This is a genomic window from Paraburkholderia podalyriae (assembly GCF_014397785.1).
Classification (GTDB): Bacteria; Pseudomonadota; Gammaproteobacteria; order Burkholderiales; family Burkholderiaceae; genus Paraburkholderia; species Paraburkholderia podalyriae.
On record NZ_VZQQ01000018.1, the window covers coordinates 96,014 to 112,646 of the forward strand.

The following is a 16,633-nucleotide window of genomic DNA, read 5'->3' on the forward strand; positions in this document are numbered from 1 at the left end:
ACCCGCCCCTCGCCTATTGCTTCGCCGGCAATTCGATGCCGGGGAAAATCTTCACCACCGCCGAGTCGTCTTCGCCACCGTGGCCCGCCGTCGACGCCATCATGAACATCTGATGCGCTGCCGCCGACAGCGGCAGCGGAAATTTGGTGCGGCGCGCGGTATCGAGCACGAGGCCCAGGTCCTTCACGAAAATATCGACCGCCGACAGCGGCGTGTAGTCGCCCGCGAGAATATGCGGCACACGATTCTCGAACATCCACGAATTGCCCGCGCTGTGCGTGATCACGTCGTACAGCGCGTCCGGGTCGACGCCTTCGCGAAGGCCGAGCGCGAGCGCCTCGGCGGCCGCCGCGATATGCACGCCGGCCAGCAGCTGATTGATGATCTTCACCTTCGAGCCGACGCCATGCGCGGCGCCGAGCCGATACACGTTGCCGGCGATCGCGGCGAGCACGTCCTCGCACGCGGCGTAAGCGGCCGTGGGACCGGACGTCATCATCGTCATTTCGCCCGACGCGGCGCGCGCCGCGCCACCCGACACCGGCGCATCGAGCATCAGCAGACCGGCCGCCTCGACGCGCTTGCCGAGATCGCTCGCGAATTCCGGCGCGACCGTGGCACACGCGATCACGACACCGCCCGGCTTCATCGCCGCGAGCGCGCCATGCTCGCCGAACAGTACGGCTTCGGTTTGCGCGGCATTCACGACCAGCGTGATCACGACCTCGCAATGCGCGCCGAGATCCGAGGGCGTCGCGCAGCCTAAGCCGCCTTCATCGACGAACGCCTGCAGCACGTCGCGCCGCAAGTCGCACGCGTGAACGCCAAAGCCCGCGCGCAACAGCGAGCGCGCGACGCCGAGCCCCATGGCCCCCAAACCTATGACACCGACATTTCTCGACATGCGTGACCTCTATGGATTGGTGCTGCATTCGTGGATTCACGCGCGTCAGACGATGCCCGCCTCGGCAAGTCGCCGCGCCGCGTTGTACAGATGCGTCTGCGCGGCATTGCGCGCCGCCATCGGATCGCCGGCACGAATCGCGGCGGCGATCGCCGCGTGCTCCTCGCGCACCTGCCGCGAGAAGTCCTCGCGCAGCGCCTCGTTGCGACGCGTAACGACCGTGCCCGCCTGGAGGTACTGATTGACGAACGTCAACGTCTTCAGGAAATAGGGATTGCCCGTCGCCGCCGCGATCGCGCGATGAAACGCGACGTCTTCGGCAACGCCGTCTTCGCCGTCGGCGACCGCCCGTTCGATGCGCGCGAGCGCGGCGTCGATCGCGGCCATGTCGGCATCGCTGCGGCGCATCGCGGCTTCCGACGCGACCTCGGCCTCGATCGCGCGGCGCAGCGCAAGGATGTGCACGACCGAGCCCGGTTCGACGGCTTCCGCATAGTCGATCCGCAGCGGGCGGATCGCGCCGTGCCCGGCGACGAACACGCCACTACCCTGGCGCGGCTCGACCACCCCCTCGTTCTTCAGCCGCGACAGCGCCTCGCGAATCACCGTGCGGCTCACGCCGAACTGTTGCGAGAGCACGGCTTCGGTCGGCAGCCTGGCGCCGCGCGCGAAGGTGCCCTTGTCGATCTGCTTCAGCAGTTGCTGCGCGACGGCGTCGCTCAACGCGCGCGCGGGAATCTTGTCGAACATGGTGGATCGGTGGGATCGGATGCGGTGAAGTGATCTGGTTATCGGGTCATCATACAAATTTGAACCGCGAATCGCATTCACGCAAACCCTGGGTTTTTTGAACGGATCGGCGTTATTTGGCGAAACAGAAGGCTTAAGCTATCGTCTCGCCTTTGCGCCGCCACGCAAAACGCGGCGCCGCATCGAAATCAACGCGCGTCGCACGTCCTTCGTGCGCACTTTTCCGACACCACGATCAAGGTCCATGAGCAAAGCCCTGCCGCCGTCTTCCGTCGCGCCCGCCAACGCCGAACCGCCCCCGGAGAAACCGGGCGACTCGTACGTGCAGTCGTTCGCGCGGGGCCTCGCGGTCATCCGCGCATTCGACGCGACGCGCCCCGAACAGACGCTCACCGACGTCGCCGCGGCGACCGGCCTCACGCGCGCCGGCGCGCGCCGGATCCTGCTCACGCTGCAAACGCTCGGCTACGTGGAAGCCGAGGGGCGCCTGTTCCGTCTGACGCCGAAGATTCTCGACCTCGGCTTCGCGTACCTGACCTCGATGCCGTTCTGGAATCTCGCCGAACCGGTGATGGAGAGCCTGTCGGCGCAGGTGCACGAAAGCTGCTCGGCGGCCGTGCTCGATCGCACCGAGATCGTCTACGTGCTGCGCGTGCCGACCCACAAGATCATGACGATCAACCTGTCGATCGGCAGCCGCCTGCCCGCGTACTGCACGTCGATGGGCCGCGTGCTGCTCGCCTCGCTCGACGACCAGACGCTCGACGCAACGCTGAACTCGTCGCCGCTCTACGCGCACACGCCGCGCACCGTCACCGACAAGGAAGAATTGAAGAGGTTGATCGAGCAGGTGCGACGCCAGGGGTGGGCGATTGTCGATCAGGAGCTCGAGGGCGGCTTGATTTCGCTGTCCGCGCCGATTCGCAATCGCCAGGGCCGTGTGATCGCCGCGATGAACATCAGCGGCAACGCGCAGCGCAATTCGGCCAAACAGATGGTGAAGGCGTTTCTGGAACCGCTGCAGCAAGCCGCGCAGACGGTCTCGGAGATGGTCGCGCGACGGGGCTGATGAAGTCGCGCACTGGCGCGCCCCGCGGCGTTCGTTCCAATCGCTCACCGCGCGAGGTAGCGCTCCACCAGCCGCGCCCAGAACGCCGCGCCGATCGGCAGGTTGCGGTCGTTGAAGTCGTAGTGCGGGTTGTGCACCATGCAGCCGTCCTCGCCGGCGCCATTGCCGATGCGCAGGAACGTGCCCGGCCGCTGCTGCAGCATGAACGCGAAGTCCTCGCTCCCCATCAGGATGTCGGTCTGCTCGACCACCTTGGCGTCGCCGACCAGCTCGCGCGCGACCTGCACCGCGAAATCCGTTTCGGCGTCCGTATTGATGACGACCGGATACCCTTCGATGTACTCGACGTTCGCCGTGCCGCCATAGCTCGCGGCCTGCGATTCGGCAAGCTCGATGATGCGCTTCTTCAGCAACGCGCGTACCTCGGGGCTGAACGAGCGCACGCTCAGTTCGAGCCGCGCGCTGCTCGAAATCACGTTGTTCGCGGTGCCCGCGTGCATCGAGCCGACCGTCACCACGGCCGGCTGCGACGGATCGACGTTGCGCGCGACGATCGTCTGCAGCGCCATCACGATGCTCGCGGCCACCACCACCGGGTCGACGGTCAGATGCGGACGCGCCGCATGACCGCCGATGCCTTCTATCGTGATGATCGCCTTGTCGCCCGCCGACATGAACGGCCCCTTGCGGAACAGCAGCACGCCCGGCTCCGCGCCCGGATGGTTGTGCAGGCCGAACACGGCGTCGCACGGGAAGCGCTCGAACAGGCCGTCGTCGATCATCTTCAGCGCGCCGCTGTCGATGCCGCTCTCCTCGGCCGGCTGGAAATACAGATGCACGGTGCCCGAGAAATTGCGCGTGGCCGCGAGCCGTTGCGCGGCGCCGAGCAGGATCGTCGTATGGCCGTCGTGGCCGCACGCGTGCATCTTGCCGTGGGTGTCGCTCGCGTACGGCAGGCCGGTCTGCTCGATGATCGGCAGCGCGTCCATGTCCGCGCGAATGCCGATGCTGCGCTGACTGTCGCCCACTTTCAGCGTGCCGACCACGCCGGTCTTGCCGACCCCGCGCGTGACCTGCCAGCCCCATCGTTCGAGCTTGTCGGCGACGAGCGCCGCCGTTTGCACTTCTTCGTACGCGAGTTCGGGATGGTGATGAATGTGATGGCGAATCTCGCGCAGGCTCGCGGCGGCGGGCTCCAGATCGGACACTTCGGTCAAACGCGGGGTCTCGTTCATAGTTGGTATGGCTCCAGTGAGTAGCCTCGCACTATAGCCACGCCGTCAGGTTCGAATAAGATGCTATTTTTTTCACCCTGATTAACGCGTCTTATATTGGGGCCTACCCTTATGAAGCTGCAGCAGTTGCAGGCCTTCGTCGTCGCCGCGCGTCAGCGCAGCCTGCGCGCCGCCGCGCGTGAGCTTGGCGTCACACAGCCGGCCGTCACGCATACGATTCGCGAGTTGGAGAGCGCGCTCAACGCGGAACTAATGGTGCGCAGTGTGCGCGGCATCGAGCTGACCGCGTGCGGGCTCGCGCTGTTGCCGCGCGCCGAGCAGTTGCTCGGTGACATACGCCGCACCGTCGAGGCCGTCGAGCAGGTGAAGGGGGAACTGGCCGGCAAGGTCAGCGTCGGCACGATGCCATCGCTCGCGCTGACGGTGCTGCCGCATGCGGTGTCGAGCTTCCGCGAGAAGATGCCGCTAGTCAACCTGCATCTGGAGGAAGTCACGGTGCCCGATGCGCTCGCGCGTTTGCGCAACGGCGCGCTCGATCTCGCGGCGATCCATCACGTGCAGGCATTGGACAGCGACCTGGTGCAGGTGCCGCTGTACTCGACGCAGTTCGTCGTCACGATGCGCGCCGGGCATCCGCTCGCGAACGTCACGCGTCTGTCCGAACTGCTCGACGCCGAGTGGATCGTCACGGTCGGCGCCGATCATTTCCCGCACAGCGTGATGATGGCGATGTTCAGCGCGCACGGCCTGCCGGTGCCGAAGCGGCTGTTGCGCGCGCCGTCGTCGTTTGCGGTGACGCTCGGGCTGGTGTCGCAGACCGACGTGATCAGCTGCTTCACGCGGCCGCTCGCGCAGAAGGTCGCGCCGCTCGGCATTTGTGTCGCGCCGATCGAAGACGCGCTGCCGAACTACGATCTAAGCATCATCTCGCGACGCGATCTGCTGCCGACGCCGGCCGTGCAGCAGTTCGTCGCATGTTTGCGGCAGGTGACGCGGGAACGGATGGAGGCCGTGCAATAAGCCGCTTGCCCGGGTGAGCGTGCGCTTGCGCTATGGGCTCACGCGCTCCTTGAGCACTGTGATCAAAGCGTGACCCGCGTCTTCGAGCGCGCCGGAGTTGTCGATCGTCGTGCAGCGCACGCCGGCGGGCAATGCAAACGGCGCACGCCGCGCGAGTCGCGCCGCGACCTGTTCCGCCGATTCGCGCGCCCGCGCGCCGAGCCGCGCTTCGAGAATATCGGGCGCGGCGCTCACATGCACCACTTCCGCGCGTGGATAGCGCGCGAGCGCATGCTGCACGTACTGCCGCGAGCCGTTGACGACCACCGTGCAGCCGCGCGCGAGCCACGCATCGAGTTCGATACCGATGCCATAGCGCAGCGAATGGCTCGACCATTCGAGCGCGAACAGGCCGAGCAGCGAACGCGCGGCGAACTCCTCGACGCTCAGTGTGACGTGCACTTCCCCATTGCCGCTCGGCCGCGTGATGTAACGATGCGCGAACACGACCGGCTCGCCGGCAAGCCGCTTGCGCGCGAATTGCAGCAGCGAGTCCTTGCCCGCGCCCGACGGCCCCATCACATAGATCAAACGCCCAGTCATTGGCTGCTCACCGCGCGTTGCTGCTTATCGTTGCCATAGCCGCGTTGCGCGCCGTCGCTGAACGGCAGCGCCCGCCACAGAATGAACGGGTCGCCCGGCGCCGGCTCGACGAACAGCGCGGCCTGATCGACCGCGAGCGGCCCAAGCGCGGGCGTGCGCTCACGCCACCAGGCGAGCAGCGTCGCGCGCTCGTCGGCATCGGCGAGCGAACTCGACAACGTCATGTGAAAACGGAACTCGTCGAACACGTACGGATAGCCCCATTGCAGCAGCAACGCACGTTGGCGCTCGCTAAGCGGCGCGGCGAGCCGGCGCTCGAGATCGGCCGCCGACGGATGCGCGCGCAGCCCGTCGAGCGATTGCAGCGCGTTCGACGCGAGTTCGCGAATGCGCGCCTCGCCATCTGCATTCGCGGGACGCATCGCGACGAAGTCGCCCAGCATGGCCGCTTCCACCGGCAACGCGAACGCGTGCTGCGCGAGCGCCCACGCACGCGCGGCCGCGAGCACGTCGTGCTGCGTGACGCCGGCGCCGGGCCGGAACGGCGCGACCAGCGTGCCATGCCAGCCATAGCGGCGCGGCGCGTCGGTCAACGCGGCGAGCGGGCGCGTCAGTCCCGGCGGCTGCGGCTGCGCGCAGCGCTCGCCGCTGTGCGCATCACGGCCGAGCCATGTCGAGCCGGCCCGCCACCAAGCGGATTCACGCGACGGCGCGTAGTACAGCGCAAAGCGCGCTTCGGCACTCCATGCGGGGCCGCTCACAGGTCGTGCTCCACGAGCAGTTGCACGCGGTCGGCCGCGAAATGCGTGAAGCCGTATTTGACCGGCGTGCCTTGCAGATCGACGTCGACGTTCTCGACCCACAGCACCGGCTGCTGACGGTTGATGTTGAGCCGCCGCGCGACCTCCGGCTCAGGCAGCACGCTGCCGATGCGGCTCCACTTGCGCAGATAATCGTCCACGCCGAATTCGGCCAGCGCCTTCGTCGTGCCACCGAGGCGTTGCACCACCTCCGGCAGATCCGGAAAACGCGTGGCCGGATACCAGCTGCGCGCGAACGTGAGCGGCACGCCGTCGGACGCGTTCAGCGATTCGATGCGATACACGGCCGCGCCCGCGCGCAGACCCAACGCCTTCGCGACAGTGGGCTCGGCCTTAACACGCGCCGCCGACAGCATCGTGCCCGCGGGCGAGTGATGCTGCTGACGCAGGTTTTCGGTGAAGCGCGTACGGCGGCCGATCGAATAGTCGATCGCGCCGGGCTGCACGAACGTGCCGCGCCCCTGCTCGACGCTGACCAGGCCGAGCGCGGCGAGGCCGAGCATCGCGCGACGCACCGTGTGGCGGTTGACGTCGAAGCGCTTCGCCAGCTCGCCCTCGCTCGGCAGCCGCCCTTCTTCGCCGAACCCGCTCGCCGCGATCTCGGCGGCCAGGATCTGTTCGATCTGTCTCCAGACGGCCACGCCCGCGCCGCGTTCGAGCGTCGTGGCCGGCGCCGCGCTGTCGTTCGATGTCATGGTGCTGTCATTCCCTTCGGTTCAAATGATCGCCATCACGTGCATTGTAGTGCGCGAGCCGTGATGGAAATATGAAACGTCAGCCTTGTACGACAGTCCAGACTTCTATGCTTATAAACGTCTAGACGTTTAGATGAATAGATGCTCCAATGTACACTCGCTGGATCGACAGGAAATCCGATGAGCCCGAGTTCCGTTCCTCCCTCTTCGCCGCTGCCGGCCGTGTCTTCGGCGGCGCGGCGCGCCTGGATGGCCGTGCTGGCGCGTACGCCGCGCGCCGACCTCGAAGCGGCGCTGCAGCGCGCGCTGCAAGGCCGCCCCACCCCCGCGTACGACTGGCTGCGTCCCCCTGAAATCGGCCTCGCGATGGTGCGAGGGCGGATCGGCGGCAGCGGCGACCCGTTCAATCTCGGTGAGGCAACGCTCACGCGCGCCACGCTGCGTCTGCATGCCAGCGGCGACGCCGAGGCCACCGTCGGCGTCGCCTGCCATCTGGGACGCGACCGCCGTCGCGCCGAACTGGCCGCTCTCGCCGATGCTTTGCTGCAGATGCCCGAGCATCATGACAGCCTGCAGCGTCAATTGATCGAGCCGTTCGCCGCGCAACAACGGACGCGGCGCGCGCAACAGCAACAGGATGCCGCGGCGACGCGCGTCGAATTCTTCACGATGGTGCGAGGCGACTGATGGAACATTCACCGATTGCGTTGTCCGCGCTGACGCCGGGTTTCGCGGACCCGGTCCACGATACCCAGGCCGTGTTTCGCACGCTGCTCGACGCGTTGTCGCGGCCCGGCACGATCGGCGTGATCCATGACGTGCTGCCCGCGTTGCGCAACACACCAGTTGAACCCGCCGCGTTCGCCGCGCTGCTGACGCTGTGCGACTACGCGACGCCGGTCTGGCTCGCGCAGCCCGATACCGCGCTCGCGTCGGCGTTGCGTTTCCATACCGGCGCGCCGCTCGTCGAGGCGCCCGGCGCGGCCGCGTTCGCGTATGTGCACGATGCCGACGCGTGGCCGCCGCTCGAAAGCTTCGCGCCCGGCAGCGACGAGTCGCCCGAACAGTCGGCCACGCTGCTGATCCGCGTCGACGCGCTGAGCGGCGGCACACCGGTCACGCTCAGCGGACCCGGCATTCGCGGTACCGAAACAATTTCGCCGGTCGGTCTTCCCGCGCGGTTCTGGCAAGAACGCGCGATGCTCGCACCGCTGTTTCCGTGCGGCATCGACTGTTATCTGGTTTGCGGCCTGCGCGTGATCGGCCTGCCGCGCACAACTGAAGCGAAGGTGAACTGATGTACGTTGCCGTCAAAGGTGGGGAACGCGCGATCGAGGCGTCGTGGCGCCTGCTCGACAAAGCGCGCCGCGGCGATACGCAGATCGCCGAACTGAGCGTCGCGCAGATTCGCGAGCAGTTGCGGCTCGCGGTCGCGCGGGTGATGACCGAAGGCTCGGTCTACGACGAAGAGCTCGCCGCGCTCGCAATCAAGCAGGCGGCCGGCGATCTGGTCGAAGCGATCTTCCTGCTGCGCGCGTATCGCACCACGTTGCCGCGCTTCGGCTATACGCGTGCGATCGATACCGAAACGATGCAGGTCGAGCGGCGCATCTCGGCGACCTTCAAGGACCTGCCCGGCGGCCAGCTGCTCGGCGCGACCTATGACTACACGCAGCGTCTGCTCGATTTCGCGTTGCTGGCCGATGGTGATGGTGCACAGCAAGGCGTGACGCGAGGCAGCGGGCCGGTTCCGCAAGAGCCGCCCGCGCCGGAATCGATGCCGCGCGTCGTGTCGCTGCTCGACAAGGAAGGCCTGATCGAACAGGAGCGCCCGACACCCGATGGCGCGCAACCCGGCGATCTGTCGCGCGAACCGCTCGCGTTTCCGGCGAGCCGCGCAACGCGTCTGCAAAATCTCGCGCGTGGCGACGAAGGCTTCCTGCTCGCGATGGGCTATGCGACGCAGCGCGGCTACGCGCACTCGCATCCGTTCGCGGGCGAGATCCGCTTCGGCACGATCGCGCTCGAGATGGACCTCGACGAACTCGGCGAAGCAGTCGACATCGGCGATATCGACATCACCGAGTGCCAGATGATCAACCAGTTCGCGGGCAGCGGCGCGGTGCCGCCCGCCTTCACGCAAGGCTACGGTCTCGCGTTCGGCCACTCGGAGCGCAAAGCGATGGCGATGGCGCTGGTCGATCGCGCGTTGCGCGCCGAAGAACTCGGCGAAACGCTCGCGTCGCCGACGCAGGACATCGAATTCATGCTATCGCATAGCGACAACGTCGAGGCGTCGGGTTTCGTGCAGCACCTGAAGCTGCCGCATTACGTCGACTTCCAGGCGGAGCTGGAACTGGTACGGCGTCTGCGCGCGCAGCATCACAGCCACGATGAAACAAGCCGCGAGACCGGCAAGGAGCAGGCAGCATGAACGCGCCCGACACCGCCGTTGCCAACACCTCATACGACAGCGCCGCACACGGCTACAACTTCGCGTATCTCGACGAGCAGACCAAGCGCATGCTGCGCCGCGCGCTGCTGAAGGCAGTCGCCGTGCCGGGCTACCAGGTGCCGTTCGCGTCGCGCGAAATGCCGCTGCCGTATGGCTGGGGCACCGGCGGCATCCAGGTGACGGCCGCGATCATCGGCAAAACGGACACGCTGAAGGTCATCGATCAGGGCTCGGACGAAACCACCAACGCGGTCAACATCCGCCGCTTCTTCGCGCGCACCACGGGCGTGACGACCACGCGGCATACCAGCGAAGCGACGATCATCCAGACGCGGCACCGGATTCCTGAAACGCCGCTGACCGAGCGGCAGATCCTCGTCTATCAGGTGCCGATGCCCGAGCCGCTGTACCGGCTCGAACCGCGCGTCGCAGAATGCAAAAAGCTGCATGCGCTCGCCGATTACGGATTGATCAGCGTGAAGCTGTACGAGGACATCGTGCATCACGGCAGCATCGCGACCACCTACGACTACCCGGTGATCGTCAATCATCGCTATCTGAGCTCACCGTCGCCGATCCCGAAGTTCGACAATCCGAAGATGCATATGAACGCGGCGCTGCAACTATTCGGCGCGGGCCGCGAACGCCGCATCCACGCGATTCCGCCTTATACGCCGGTGCGCAGCCTCGACTTCGACGATCATCCGTTCGAAGTGCAGAAGTGGCAGCACGCGTGCGCGCTGTGTGGATCGAAGGAAAGCTTTCTCGACGAAATGATCGTCGACGATGCGGGCACGCGCATGTTCGTGTGCTCCGATAGCGACTACTGTCACGAGCGGCGCGGCGACGGCGAAATCGAACCGCCAGCAGCGCTGCCGCGCGCCACGCGCGAAGGAGAATCCGCATGACGCCGCTTCTGAGCGCACGCGCGCTCACCAAACAATATGGCGGCCGCAACGGTTGCCGCAACGTGAGCTTCGATCTGTATCCGGGCGAGGTGCTGTGCATCGTCGGCGAATCGGGCTCGGGCAAAACCACGCTGCTCAACACGCTGGCGCTGAAGACCGAGGCCGATAGCGGCTCGCTGCACTACACCGCGTCGCATGGCGACTCGCTCGATCTGCGCGCGCTGTCCGAGCCGCGCCGCCGTCTGCTGATGCGCACCGAGTGGGGCTTCGTGCAGCAGAATCCGCGCGACGGCCTGCGCAGCGGCGTATCGGCCGGGGCCAACATCGGCGAGCCGTTGATGGCGGTCGGCGCGCGCCACTACGGCGAGATTCGCCGCATGGCCACGCAATGGATGGAGCGCGTCGAGCTCGACGCGACGCGCATCGACGAATTCCCCGCCGCGTTTTCGGGCGGCATGCAGCAGCGTCTGCAGATCGCGCGCAATCTCGTCACCGGTCCGCGGCTGGTGTTCATGGACGAACCGACCGCCGGTCTCGACGTATCCGTGCAGGCGCGTCTGCTCGATTTGCTGCGCACGCTGAGCTCGACGCTGCATCTGTCGGTGCTGATCGTCACGCACGATATCGGCGTCGCGCGTCTACTCGCGCATCGGCTCATCGTGATGCAGGCGGGCGAAGTCGTCGAAGCCGGCCTGACCGATCAGGTGCTCGACGATCCGCAGCACCCTTATACGCAAACGCTGGTTTCCTCGGTTCTGCCGGTTTGAGGCTCACAATGCGATCCACTGAGGTAGTCATCGACGCAGACAGCAATGCGCGCCACGGCGAGCGCGCTTTCGCCGACAACGCGGCGCTGATGCTGCGCGCCACCGGCATCGGCAAGACTTTCACGCTGCACGGCCAGGGCGGCGTGCGGATCGACGCGCTCGCGAATGTGTCGCTCGAGGTCGAGCGCGGCGAATGCGTGGTGCTGGTCGGGCCGTCGGGTGCGGGCAAGAGCACGCTGCTGCGCTGTCTGTATGGCAACTATCTGGCGAGCAGCGGCTCGATCGCGATTCGCGACACCAGCGATCACGGCCGGCCTGTCACGATCACCGGTGCCGAACCGCGTGAGGTGCTGCGTCTGCGCCGTGGCGTGGTCGGCTACGTGAGCCAGTTTTTGCGCGTGATTCCGCGCGTGCCGACGCTTGCGCTGGTCGCCGAGCCGTTGGTGTTGCACGGCGTCGCCGAACACGAAGCCAGCGCGCGCGCCGCTGGATTGCTCGCGCGGCTGAACGTGCCCAAGCGTCTGTGGTCGCTCGCGCCCGCGACGTTTTCGGGCGGCGAGCAGCAGCGCGTGAATATCGCGCGCGGTTTGATCGCCGGGCATCCGCTGTTGCTGCTCGACGAGCCGACCGCTTCGCTCGATGCGGAAAACCGCGACGTGGTGGCCGATCTGATCGTCGAGGCGCGCGAGCGCGGCGCGGCGATCGTTGGTATCTTTCACGACGAAGAGACACGCAACAAGGTCGCGACGCGCCGCCTCGAACTGCGGCCGCCGCTGCGGCACCGATCTGAAACCCGCCCCGACTGACTACGGAGCAAGTCGATGTTGATCAGCAACGCTCGCATCGTGACGCGAGACGAAGAATTCATAGGCGCCGTGCGCGTCGAAGACGGCGTGATTCGCGACGTCGAACGCGGCGCGAGTTCGGCGCGCGACGCCGAAGACTGGGACGGCGATTATCTGCTGCCCGGTCTGATCGAACTGCATACGGACAATCTCGAGAAGCACCTGGTGCCGCGTCCCGGCGTCGAATGGAATACCGACGCGGCCTTCGTGATCCACGACGCGCAGGTCGCCGCAGCCGGCATCACGACGGTATTCGACGCGCTCGCGATCGGCTCGCGCTCGAACGTTGGGCTGCGTAACCGCGATGTGCAGACGCAATGCGCCGATTCGCTGCTGCGGCTGTCCACGCGTCGACTGCTGCGCGCCGAGCACTTTCTGCATCTGCGCTGCGAGATCGCGACCGCCGACGTACTAGAGGTATTCGATTCGCTGTGTGCGCATCCGCTGCTGCGGCTCGCGTCGGTGATGGACCATACGCCGGGCCAGCGCCAATGGCACGACCGCGAGCAATGGCGCCGCTACCAGGAACGCAACGGCAAGATGAGCGACGAGCGCGTCGCGACCGCGCTCGCCGAGCTTGCGGTCGAACAGGCGCGTTACGCGGATGCGCACCGCCGCGAGATCGTCGAGCGTTGCGGGCGGCTCGGCATTCCGGTCGCGAGCCACGACGACACGCTGATCGAGCACGTCGAACAGGCGAAGGCCGAGGGCATCGTGCTCGCCGAATTCCCGACCACGCGCATCGCCGCGCAAGCCGCGCGCGAGCACGGCATCGCGACGATCATGGGCGCGCCGAACATCGTGCGCGGCGGCTCGCATTCGGGCAACGTGTCGGCGCTCGAGCTCGCGCGCGCGGACCTGCTCGACATTCTGTCGTCGGATTACGTGCCATCGAGCTTGCTGAGTGCGGTGTTCGATCTCGTCGAAAAAGCGGGCTGGCCGCTGCCGCGCGCGATGGCAACGGTCTCGGCCGAACCGGCGCGCACCGCCGGCCTCACGGATCGCGGCGCGATCGAGCCGGGCCTGCGCGCCGACCTCGTGCGCGTGACGATGCTCGACAGGCTGCCGGTGCCGCGCGCGACTTATCGCGGCGGAGTGCGGATCGTTTGAGTGGGCTATATGAGCGCGCCTGCGTCTCAGCTCGACAACGGCACGCGCTCAGGTTCGTCCGCCTCGAACCAGGCGGGGTTGCGCTCGGCGATCGGGCCGAGCGACACGAGGATTTCGCGCAGATGGCGGCGCATCGCGTCTTCGGCGGCTGTCGGGTCGTGCGCGCGCAGTCCGGCCAGGATCTTCGCGTGCTGGCGGATCAGCAGATCGAGCGGCGACACATCGGGTAGGCTCAGATAGCGCACGCGGTCCATTTGCGCCTTGATGTCCTGGATCGTTTCCCACGCGGCCGTGCAGTCGATTGCCCGGGCGATCGCGTAGTGGAACGCTTCGTCGAGCGCGAGAAACGCGGCCGTGTCGTTCGCTTTCGCCGCGAGTTTCTGCTCGCGCAGATTCTCGGCGAGCGCCTGCAACTGCTCGTCGGTAATCGAAACCGCCGCCTTGCGCACCACCGCGGTTTCGATCGCCTCGCGAATGAAGCGTCCTTCGCGCACCCGACGCGGAGAAATCCGCTTCACGAAGGTGCCGCGCTGCGGCAGCACTTGCAACACGCCCGCCTCGACCAGCTTGATGAATGCTTCACGTACAGGCTGGCGAGACACCTGAAACATGTCCGAGACCTCCTTCTCCGACAGCGGCGTGCCCGGCACCATCTGGCCGACGAAAATCGCCTCGCGCAGCGCGCGGAAAATCTGTTTGCCGATCGGCTCGTGAGAATCGAACGACAGGTGTGCGGTCAGGTCGGGCAGCCCGACGCGCGCGTTAGCCTGCGCGGCGGCGCGGCCACGCTTGCGTGGCGCGCTCGACGCGGCGGCGGAAGAAGACGGGAGCTCGGCGAGATGATTGCTGGTGGGCATTGGCAAAGCAGCGAATAGCGGCGGATCGGAAGCGAATAAAAGCTCCGCACCATACTACCATGCGCGCTCGACCGTCAAAGTGCCCGCGCGCGGCTCACGCACCCATATCAAGGAACAGACGGCGCCGAGCACCGCAATCGCGCCTGCCAGCACGAACGCGCTGCCGTATGCACCATGCGTCGCCTCGACGATAAAGCCGGTCACCGCCGGCCCGATCACGCCGGCCAGGTTCGCCAGCAGATGCACGAAGCCGCCCACGCCGCCGACGTGTTCGCGCGGCACGGTGTCCTGGATCACGGCCCAATAGACGGCGCCCGTCGCATAGAGGAAAAAGATCGACACCGACATCAGCGCGACCGCGCCCTGCATACTGGAGACGCGCCCGGCGAGAGCAACGCACAGCGCCGCCGCGCCGAGGCAAGTGCCGAGCACGAGCTTGCGCGACAACAACGGCTTGCCCGTGATGCGCAGAATCAGGTCCGAAATGAAGCCGCCGGCCGCGAGGCCGATGCTGCCGAGCAGCCACGGAATCACGGTCGCGATGCTCATGTCGTGCAGGCTCAGGTGATGCGCGTCGGTCAGGTAGCTCGGGAACCACGACAGAAAAAAGAACAGCACGTAGTTGTAGGAGAAGAACGCGAACGCGGTCGCGAGAATGATCGGCTTGCGCAGGAAGTGGCCGAGCCCCGGCTTGCCCTGCTCGCTGCCGCCTGCGTGTACAAACGCGGGCTCGTCCGTCTGGCCGGCGCGGATCAGGTCGAGCTCGGCCGGCGTAATGCGCGTCTGCTGATGCGGATGCTCGGTCGTCGTCAGCGACCACAGCACGAGCCACGCGAGGCCGAATAGCATGATCGCGACGAACGCCCAGCGCCAGCCGAACTGCACGGCCATGAAACCGACCACAGGGCCCGCCAGCGCGCCGCCGAGCGGCGTGCCCGAACTGATCACGCCGATCGCGCTCGCCACCTCGCGGCGCGGAAACCAGTTGTTGACCATCTTGCTGGTCGATGAGCTGAACGGCCCTTCCCCCATGCCGAACAGCACGCGCAGCACGATCAGCGAACCGATGCCGCTCGCGAGCGCGGTCGCGCCGCAGAACACCGACCACACGCCCATCGCGGTACCGAACACCCGTTTCGCGCCGACCTTGTCGGACGCCAGACCGCCGACGAAATTGAATAGCGCATAACCGATGAAAAAGCTGCTGAACACGACGCCCATCTGCGCGTGCGAAAAATTGAGGTCCTTCTGGATCAACGGCGCGGCGATCGACAGCGCCGCGCGATCGAGGTAGTTGATGACGCCTGCCAGGAACAGCAGCGCGACGACGAACCAGCGTTGACTCTTGATCATCGGATGTCTCCTTCGGTGGCGCCTCTTGATGGGCGTTCGACGTTGCTTCCGGGTTTGGGTTGGGGTGGCGGACGGCGCGCTTCAATCGAACGTCAGATGGACCTTCATCGACTGCGAGCGGTCCAGCGCAACTTCGAATGCATGATTCGCGTCGTGCATCGCGAACGCGTGCGTCATCAGCGGACGCAGGTCGAGCTTGCCGGCGGCGATTTCATCGGCGGCCACCGCGTATTCGTCGGTAAAGCGAAACGAGCCGCGATAGCAGAGCTCTTTCGCCATCACGAGATTCGCTGCGACCGGCGACTGCCTCGCCGGCAGATTGCCGACCTGGATCACGGTGCCGCCCGCGCGCGCCGAGCGCAACGCCGTGTCGAGCCCCGCCGGACTGCCCGATGCTTCGATGACGACATCGAACGTGCCGCGCCTGTCGGACCACGTCGCGATCGTCGCGGTATCGGCGGCATTCACGGTCTGGTCCGCGCCGAGTTGCCGCGCGAGCGCCAGCGCGCGCTCGGACAGATCGACTGCGACCACGCGATGCGCGCCGGCGCGTCGCGCCACACTGAGCAGCATGCAGCCGATCGGACCGCAGCCGACCAGCAGCACGCGCGCGCCCACCAGCGAGCCCGCCTGCCTCACCGCATGCAATGCGACGGCGAGCGGCTCGGCCATCGACGCCTGCGCGAAATCGACGCCGTCCGGCACCGGCACGCATTGCCGCGCAGTCACGACGATGTACTGGCGGAACATGCCCTGGGTGTGCGGAAACGTCGACGCACTGCCCATGAAGCGCATGTTCAGGCAATGATTGGGCATCCCGGCCGCGCAAAAGCGGCATGTGCCGCACGCCAGACCCGGATTGACGGCGACGCGTTGCCCGCGCGCAAACCCGGGTTGCGCGCTGACGCCCTCGCCGAGCAGGTCGATTTCACCGGCCACTTCGTGGCCGAGCACGAACGGCTCGCGCACCGCGAAGTCGCCGCTTTTTCCTTTGAAGTAGTACGACAGATCCGAGCCGCAGATGCCGCCCGCGCGTACACGTACGCGGACCTCCCCCGGACCGGGTTCGGGTGGCTGCATTTCGTCGATGCGGATCAGTTTCGGTTCGTGAAGTACGGCTGCGAGCATGATGGACTCCAGGGTTAGCGTCGCGGGCGCGTTCAACGGCACGCAAGCGGAGAAGACGGTGACGACGATGCGAACGCGGCGGATGAAGGCTGTCTACGCGATTCTGTTTTCAGTGAGCGGGAACGTTGGGGGTC

The 16,633-nt window shown here is 66.7% G+C and carries 18 protein-coding genes; 9 read left to right on the forward strand and 9 right to left on the reverse strand.

The features are described from left to right. Window positions 1-13 precede the first annotated feature (13 nt). The gene (ltnD, locus tag F6X42_RS21955; protein WP_187636202.1) at window positions 14-904 is read right to left on the reverse strand and encodes an L-threonate dehydrogenase; all 891 of its coding nucleotides are present in this window, start codon (window positions 902-904) and stop codon (window positions 14-16) included. Between the two features lie 45 nt (window positions 905-949). Further along, window positions 950-1,654, reverse strand: coding sequence for a FadR/GntR family transcriptional regulator (locus F6X42_RS21960; protein ID WP_187636203.1), 705 nt, complete (start codon window positions 1,652-1,654; stop codon window positions 950-952). 244 nt (window positions 1,655-1,898) lie between these two features. Here F6X42_RS21960 and F6X42_RS21965 point away from each other — a divergent pair, with 244 nt between their 5' ends. Then, complete coding sequence (locus F6X42_RS21965; RefSeq protein ID WP_187636204.1) at window positions 1,899-2,723, forward strand: IclR family transcriptional regulator; 825 nt, start codon at window positions 1,899-1,901, stop codon at window positions 2,721-2,723. Window positions 2,724-2,767: 44 nt separating this feature from the next. Here F6X42_RS21965 and F6X42_RS21970 read toward each other — a convergent pair whose 3' ends face one another. Beyond that, window positions 2,768-3,958: a M20 aminoacylase family protein gene (locus tag F6X42_RS21970; protein ID WP_187636205.1), complete on the reverse strand. Its 1,191-nt coding sequence runs from the start codon at window positions 3,956-3,958 to the stop codon at window positions 2,768-2,770. Between the two features lie 111 nt (window positions 3,959-4,069). On the opposite strand from F6X42_RS21970, the gene F6X42_RS21975 reads away from it, so the two are divergent. Then, window positions 4,070-4,978 (forward strand): LysR family transcriptional regulator, encoded by a 909-nt coding sequence (locus tag F6X42_RS21975; RefSeq protein ID WP_187636250.1) that lies wholly within the window; start codon window positions 4,070-4,072, stop codon window positions 4,976-4,978. Between the two features lie 30 nt (window positions 4,979-5,008). Here the strand turns inward: F6X42_RS21975 and phnN are convergent, their stop codons facing one another. The 3 genes from phnN to phnF are packed head-to-tail and all read right to left on the reverse strand — an operon-like array spanning window position 5,009 to window position 7,076. Beyond that, complete coding sequence (phnN, locus tag F6X42_RS21980; protein WP_187636206.1) at window positions 5,009-5,560, reverse strand: phosphonate metabolism protein/1,5-bisphosphokinase (PRPP-forming) PhnN; 552 nt, start codon at window positions 5,558-5,560, stop codon at window positions 5,009-5,011. Next, window positions 5,557-6,321 (reverse strand): DUF1045 domain-containing protein, encoded by a 765-nt coding sequence (locus F6X42_RS21985; RefSeq protein WP_187636207.1) that lies wholly within the window; start codon window positions 6,319-6,321, stop codon window positions 5,557-5,559. The genes phnN and F6X42_RS21985 overlap by 4 nt, the downstream gene beginning before the upstream one ends. Further along, the gene (gene phnF, locus F6X42_RS21990; protein ID WP_187636208.1) at window positions 6,318-7,076 is read right to left on the reverse strand and encodes a phosphonate metabolism transcriptional regulator PhnF; all 759 of its coding nucleotides are present in this window, start codon (window positions 7,074-7,076) and stop codon (window positions 6,318-6,320) included. The genes F6X42_RS21985 and phnF overlap by 4 nt, the downstream gene beginning before the upstream one ends. A gap of 180 nt (window positions 7,077-7,256) precedes the next feature. On the opposite strand from phnF, the gene phnG reads away from it, so the two are divergent. From phnG to F6X42_RS22025, 7 genes are read left to right on the forward strand one after another with little or no spacing between them, the layout of a single operon-like run. Further along, the gene (gene phnG / locus F6X42_RS21995; protein ID WP_187636209.1) at window positions 7,257-7,763 is read left to right on the forward strand and encodes a phosphonate C-P lyase system protein PhnG; all 507 of its coding nucleotides are present in this window, start codon (window positions 7,257-7,259) and stop codon (window positions 7,761-7,763) included. After that, window positions 7,763-8,374, forward strand: a complete 612-nt coding sequence (gene phnH, locus F6X42_RS22000; protein ID WP_187636210.1) for a phosphonate C-P lyase system protein PhnH — start codon at window positions 7,763-7,765, stop codon at window positions 8,372-8,374. The genes phnG and phnH overlap by 1 nt, the downstream gene beginning before the upstream one ends. Then, window positions 8,374-9,510, forward strand: coding sequence for a carbon-phosphorus lyase complex subunit (locus F6X42_RS22005; RefSeq protein ID WP_187636211.1), 1,137 nt, complete (start codon window positions 8,374-8,376; stop codon window positions 9,508-9,510). The genes phnH and F6X42_RS22005 overlap by 1 nt, the downstream gene beginning before the upstream one ends. Further along, window positions 9,507-10,439, forward strand: a complete 933-nt coding sequence (locus tag F6X42_RS22010; RefSeq protein WP_187636212.1) for an alpha-D-ribose 1-methylphosphonate 5-phosphate C-P-lyase PhnJ — start codon at window positions 9,507-9,509, stop codon at window positions 10,437-10,439. The genes F6X42_RS22005 and F6X42_RS22010 overlap by 4 nt, the downstream gene beginning before the upstream one ends. Next, the gene (gene phnK, locus F6X42_RS22015) at window positions 10,436-11,206 is read left to right on the forward strand and encodes a phosphonate C-P lyase system protein PhnK (RefSeq protein WP_187636213.1); all 771 of its coding nucleotides are present in this window, start codon (window positions 10,436-10,438) and stop codon (window positions 11,204-11,206) included. The genes F6X42_RS22010 and phnK overlap by 4 nt, the downstream gene beginning before the upstream one ends. An 8-nt stretch (window positions 11,207-11,214) precedes the next feature. Further along, entirely contained in the window at window positions 11,215-12,012 is a 798-nt protein-coding gene (gene phnL / locus F6X42_RS22020; protein ID WP_187636214.1) for a phosphonate C-P lyase system protein PhnL, read from the forward strand. Window positions 12,013-12,027: 15 nt separating this feature from the next. Continuing rightward, window positions 12,028-13,161, forward strand: a complete 1,134-nt coding sequence (locus F6X42_RS22025) for an alpha-D-ribose 1-methylphosphonate 5-triphosphate diphosphatase (RefSeq protein ID WP_187636215.1) — start codon at window positions 12,028-12,030, stop codon at window positions 13,159-13,161. A gap of 26 nt (window positions 13,162-13,187) precedes the next feature. Here F6X42_RS22025 and F6X42_RS22030 read toward each other — a convergent pair whose 3' ends face one another. The 3 genes from F6X42_RS22030 to F6X42_RS22040 form a co-directional block, all read right to left on the reverse strand. Beyond that, window positions 13,188-14,018 carry a GntR family transcriptional regulator gene (locus F6X42_RS22030; RefSeq protein ID WP_222945668.1) on the reverse strand — a complete coding sequence of 277 codons (831 nt, stop codon included), beginning with the start codon at window positions 14,016-14,018 and terminating at the stop codon, window positions 13,188-13,190. A 54-nt stretch (window positions 14,019-14,072) separates the two neighbouring features. Beyond that, the gene (locus F6X42_RS22035; RefSeq protein WP_187636216.1) at window positions 14,073-15,371 is read right to left on the reverse strand and encodes an MFS transporter; all 1,299 of its coding nucleotides are present in this window, start codon (window positions 15,369-15,371) and stop codon (window positions 14,073-14,075) included. 81 nt (window positions 15,372-15,452) lie between these two features. Next, complete coding sequence (locus F6X42_RS22040; RefSeq protein ID WP_187636217.1) at window positions 15,453-16,499, reverse strand: L-idonate 5-dehydrogenase; 1,047 nt, start codon at window positions 16,497-16,499, stop codon at window positions 15,453-15,455. Between the last annotated feature and the right edge of the window lie 134 nt (window positions 16,500-16,633).

Bases quoted from the DNA above. Each gene is read 5' to 3' on its own strand.
- ltnD (WP_187636202.1), bottom strand. From the start codon at position 904: ATGTCGAGAAATGTCGGTGTCATAGGTTTGGGGGCCATGGGGCTCGGC.
- F6X42_RS21960 (WP_187636203.1), bottom strand. From the start codon at position 1,654: ATGTTCGACAAGATTCCCGCGCGCGCGTTGAGCGACGCCGTCGCGCAG.
- F6X42_RS21965 (WP_187636204.1), top strand. From the start codon at position 1,899: ATGAGCAAAGCCCTGCCGCCGTCTTCCGTCGCGCCCGCCAACGCCGAA.
- F6X42_RS21970 (WP_187636205.1), bottom strand. From the start codon at position 3,958: ATGAACGAGACCCCGCGTTTGACCGAAGTGTCCGATCTGGAGCCCGCC.
- F6X42_RS21975 (WP_187636250.1), top strand. From the start codon at position 4,070: ATGAAGCTGCAGCAGTTGCAGGCCTTCGTCGTCGCCGCGCGTCAGCGC.
- phnN (WP_187636206.1), bottom strand. From the start codon at position 5,560: ATGACTGGGCGTTTGATCTATGTGATGGGGCCGTCGGGCGCGGGCAAG.
- phnF (WP_187636208.1), bottom strand. From the start codon at position 7,076: ATGACATCGAACGACAGCGCGGCGCCGGCCACGACGCTCGAACGCGGC.
- phnG (WP_187636209.1), top strand. From the start codon at position 7,257: ATGAGCCCGAGTTCCGTTCCTCCCTCTTCGCCGCTGCCGGCCGTGTCT.
- phnH (WP_187636210.1), top strand. From the start codon at position 7,763: ATGGAACATTCACCGATTGCGTTGTCCGCGCTGACGCCGGGTTTCGCG.
- F6X42_RS22005 (WP_187636211.1), top strand. From the start codon at position 8,374: ATGTACGTTGCCGTCAAAGGTGGGGAACGCGCGATCGAGGCGTCGTGG.
- F6X42_RS22010 (WP_187636212.1), top strand. From the start codon at position 9,507: ATGAACGCGCCCGACACCGCCGTTGCCAACACCTCATACGACAGCGCC.
- phnK (WP_187636213.1), top strand. From the start codon at position 10,436: ATGACGCCGCTTCTGAGCGCACGCGCGCTCACCAAACAATATGGCGGC.
- phnL (WP_187636214.1), top strand. From the start codon at position 11,215: ATGCGATCCACTGAGGTAGTCATCGACGCAGACAGCAATGCGCGCCAC.
- F6X42_RS22025 (WP_187636215.1), top strand. From the start codon at position 12,028: ATGTTGATCAGCAACGCTCGCATCGTGACGCGAGACGAAGAATTCATA.
- F6X42_RS22030 (WP_222945668.1), bottom strand. From the start codon at position 14,018: ATGCCCACCAGCAATCATCTCGCCGAGCTCCCGTCTTCTTCCGCCGCC.
- F6X42_RS22035 (WP_187636216.1), bottom strand. From the start codon at position 15,371: ATGATCAAGAGTCAACGCTGGTTCGTCGTCGCGCTGCTGTTCCTGGCA.
- F6X42_RS22040 (WP_187636217.1), bottom strand. From the start codon at position 16,499: ATGCTCGCAGCCGTACTTCACGAACCGAAACTGATCCGCATCGACGAA.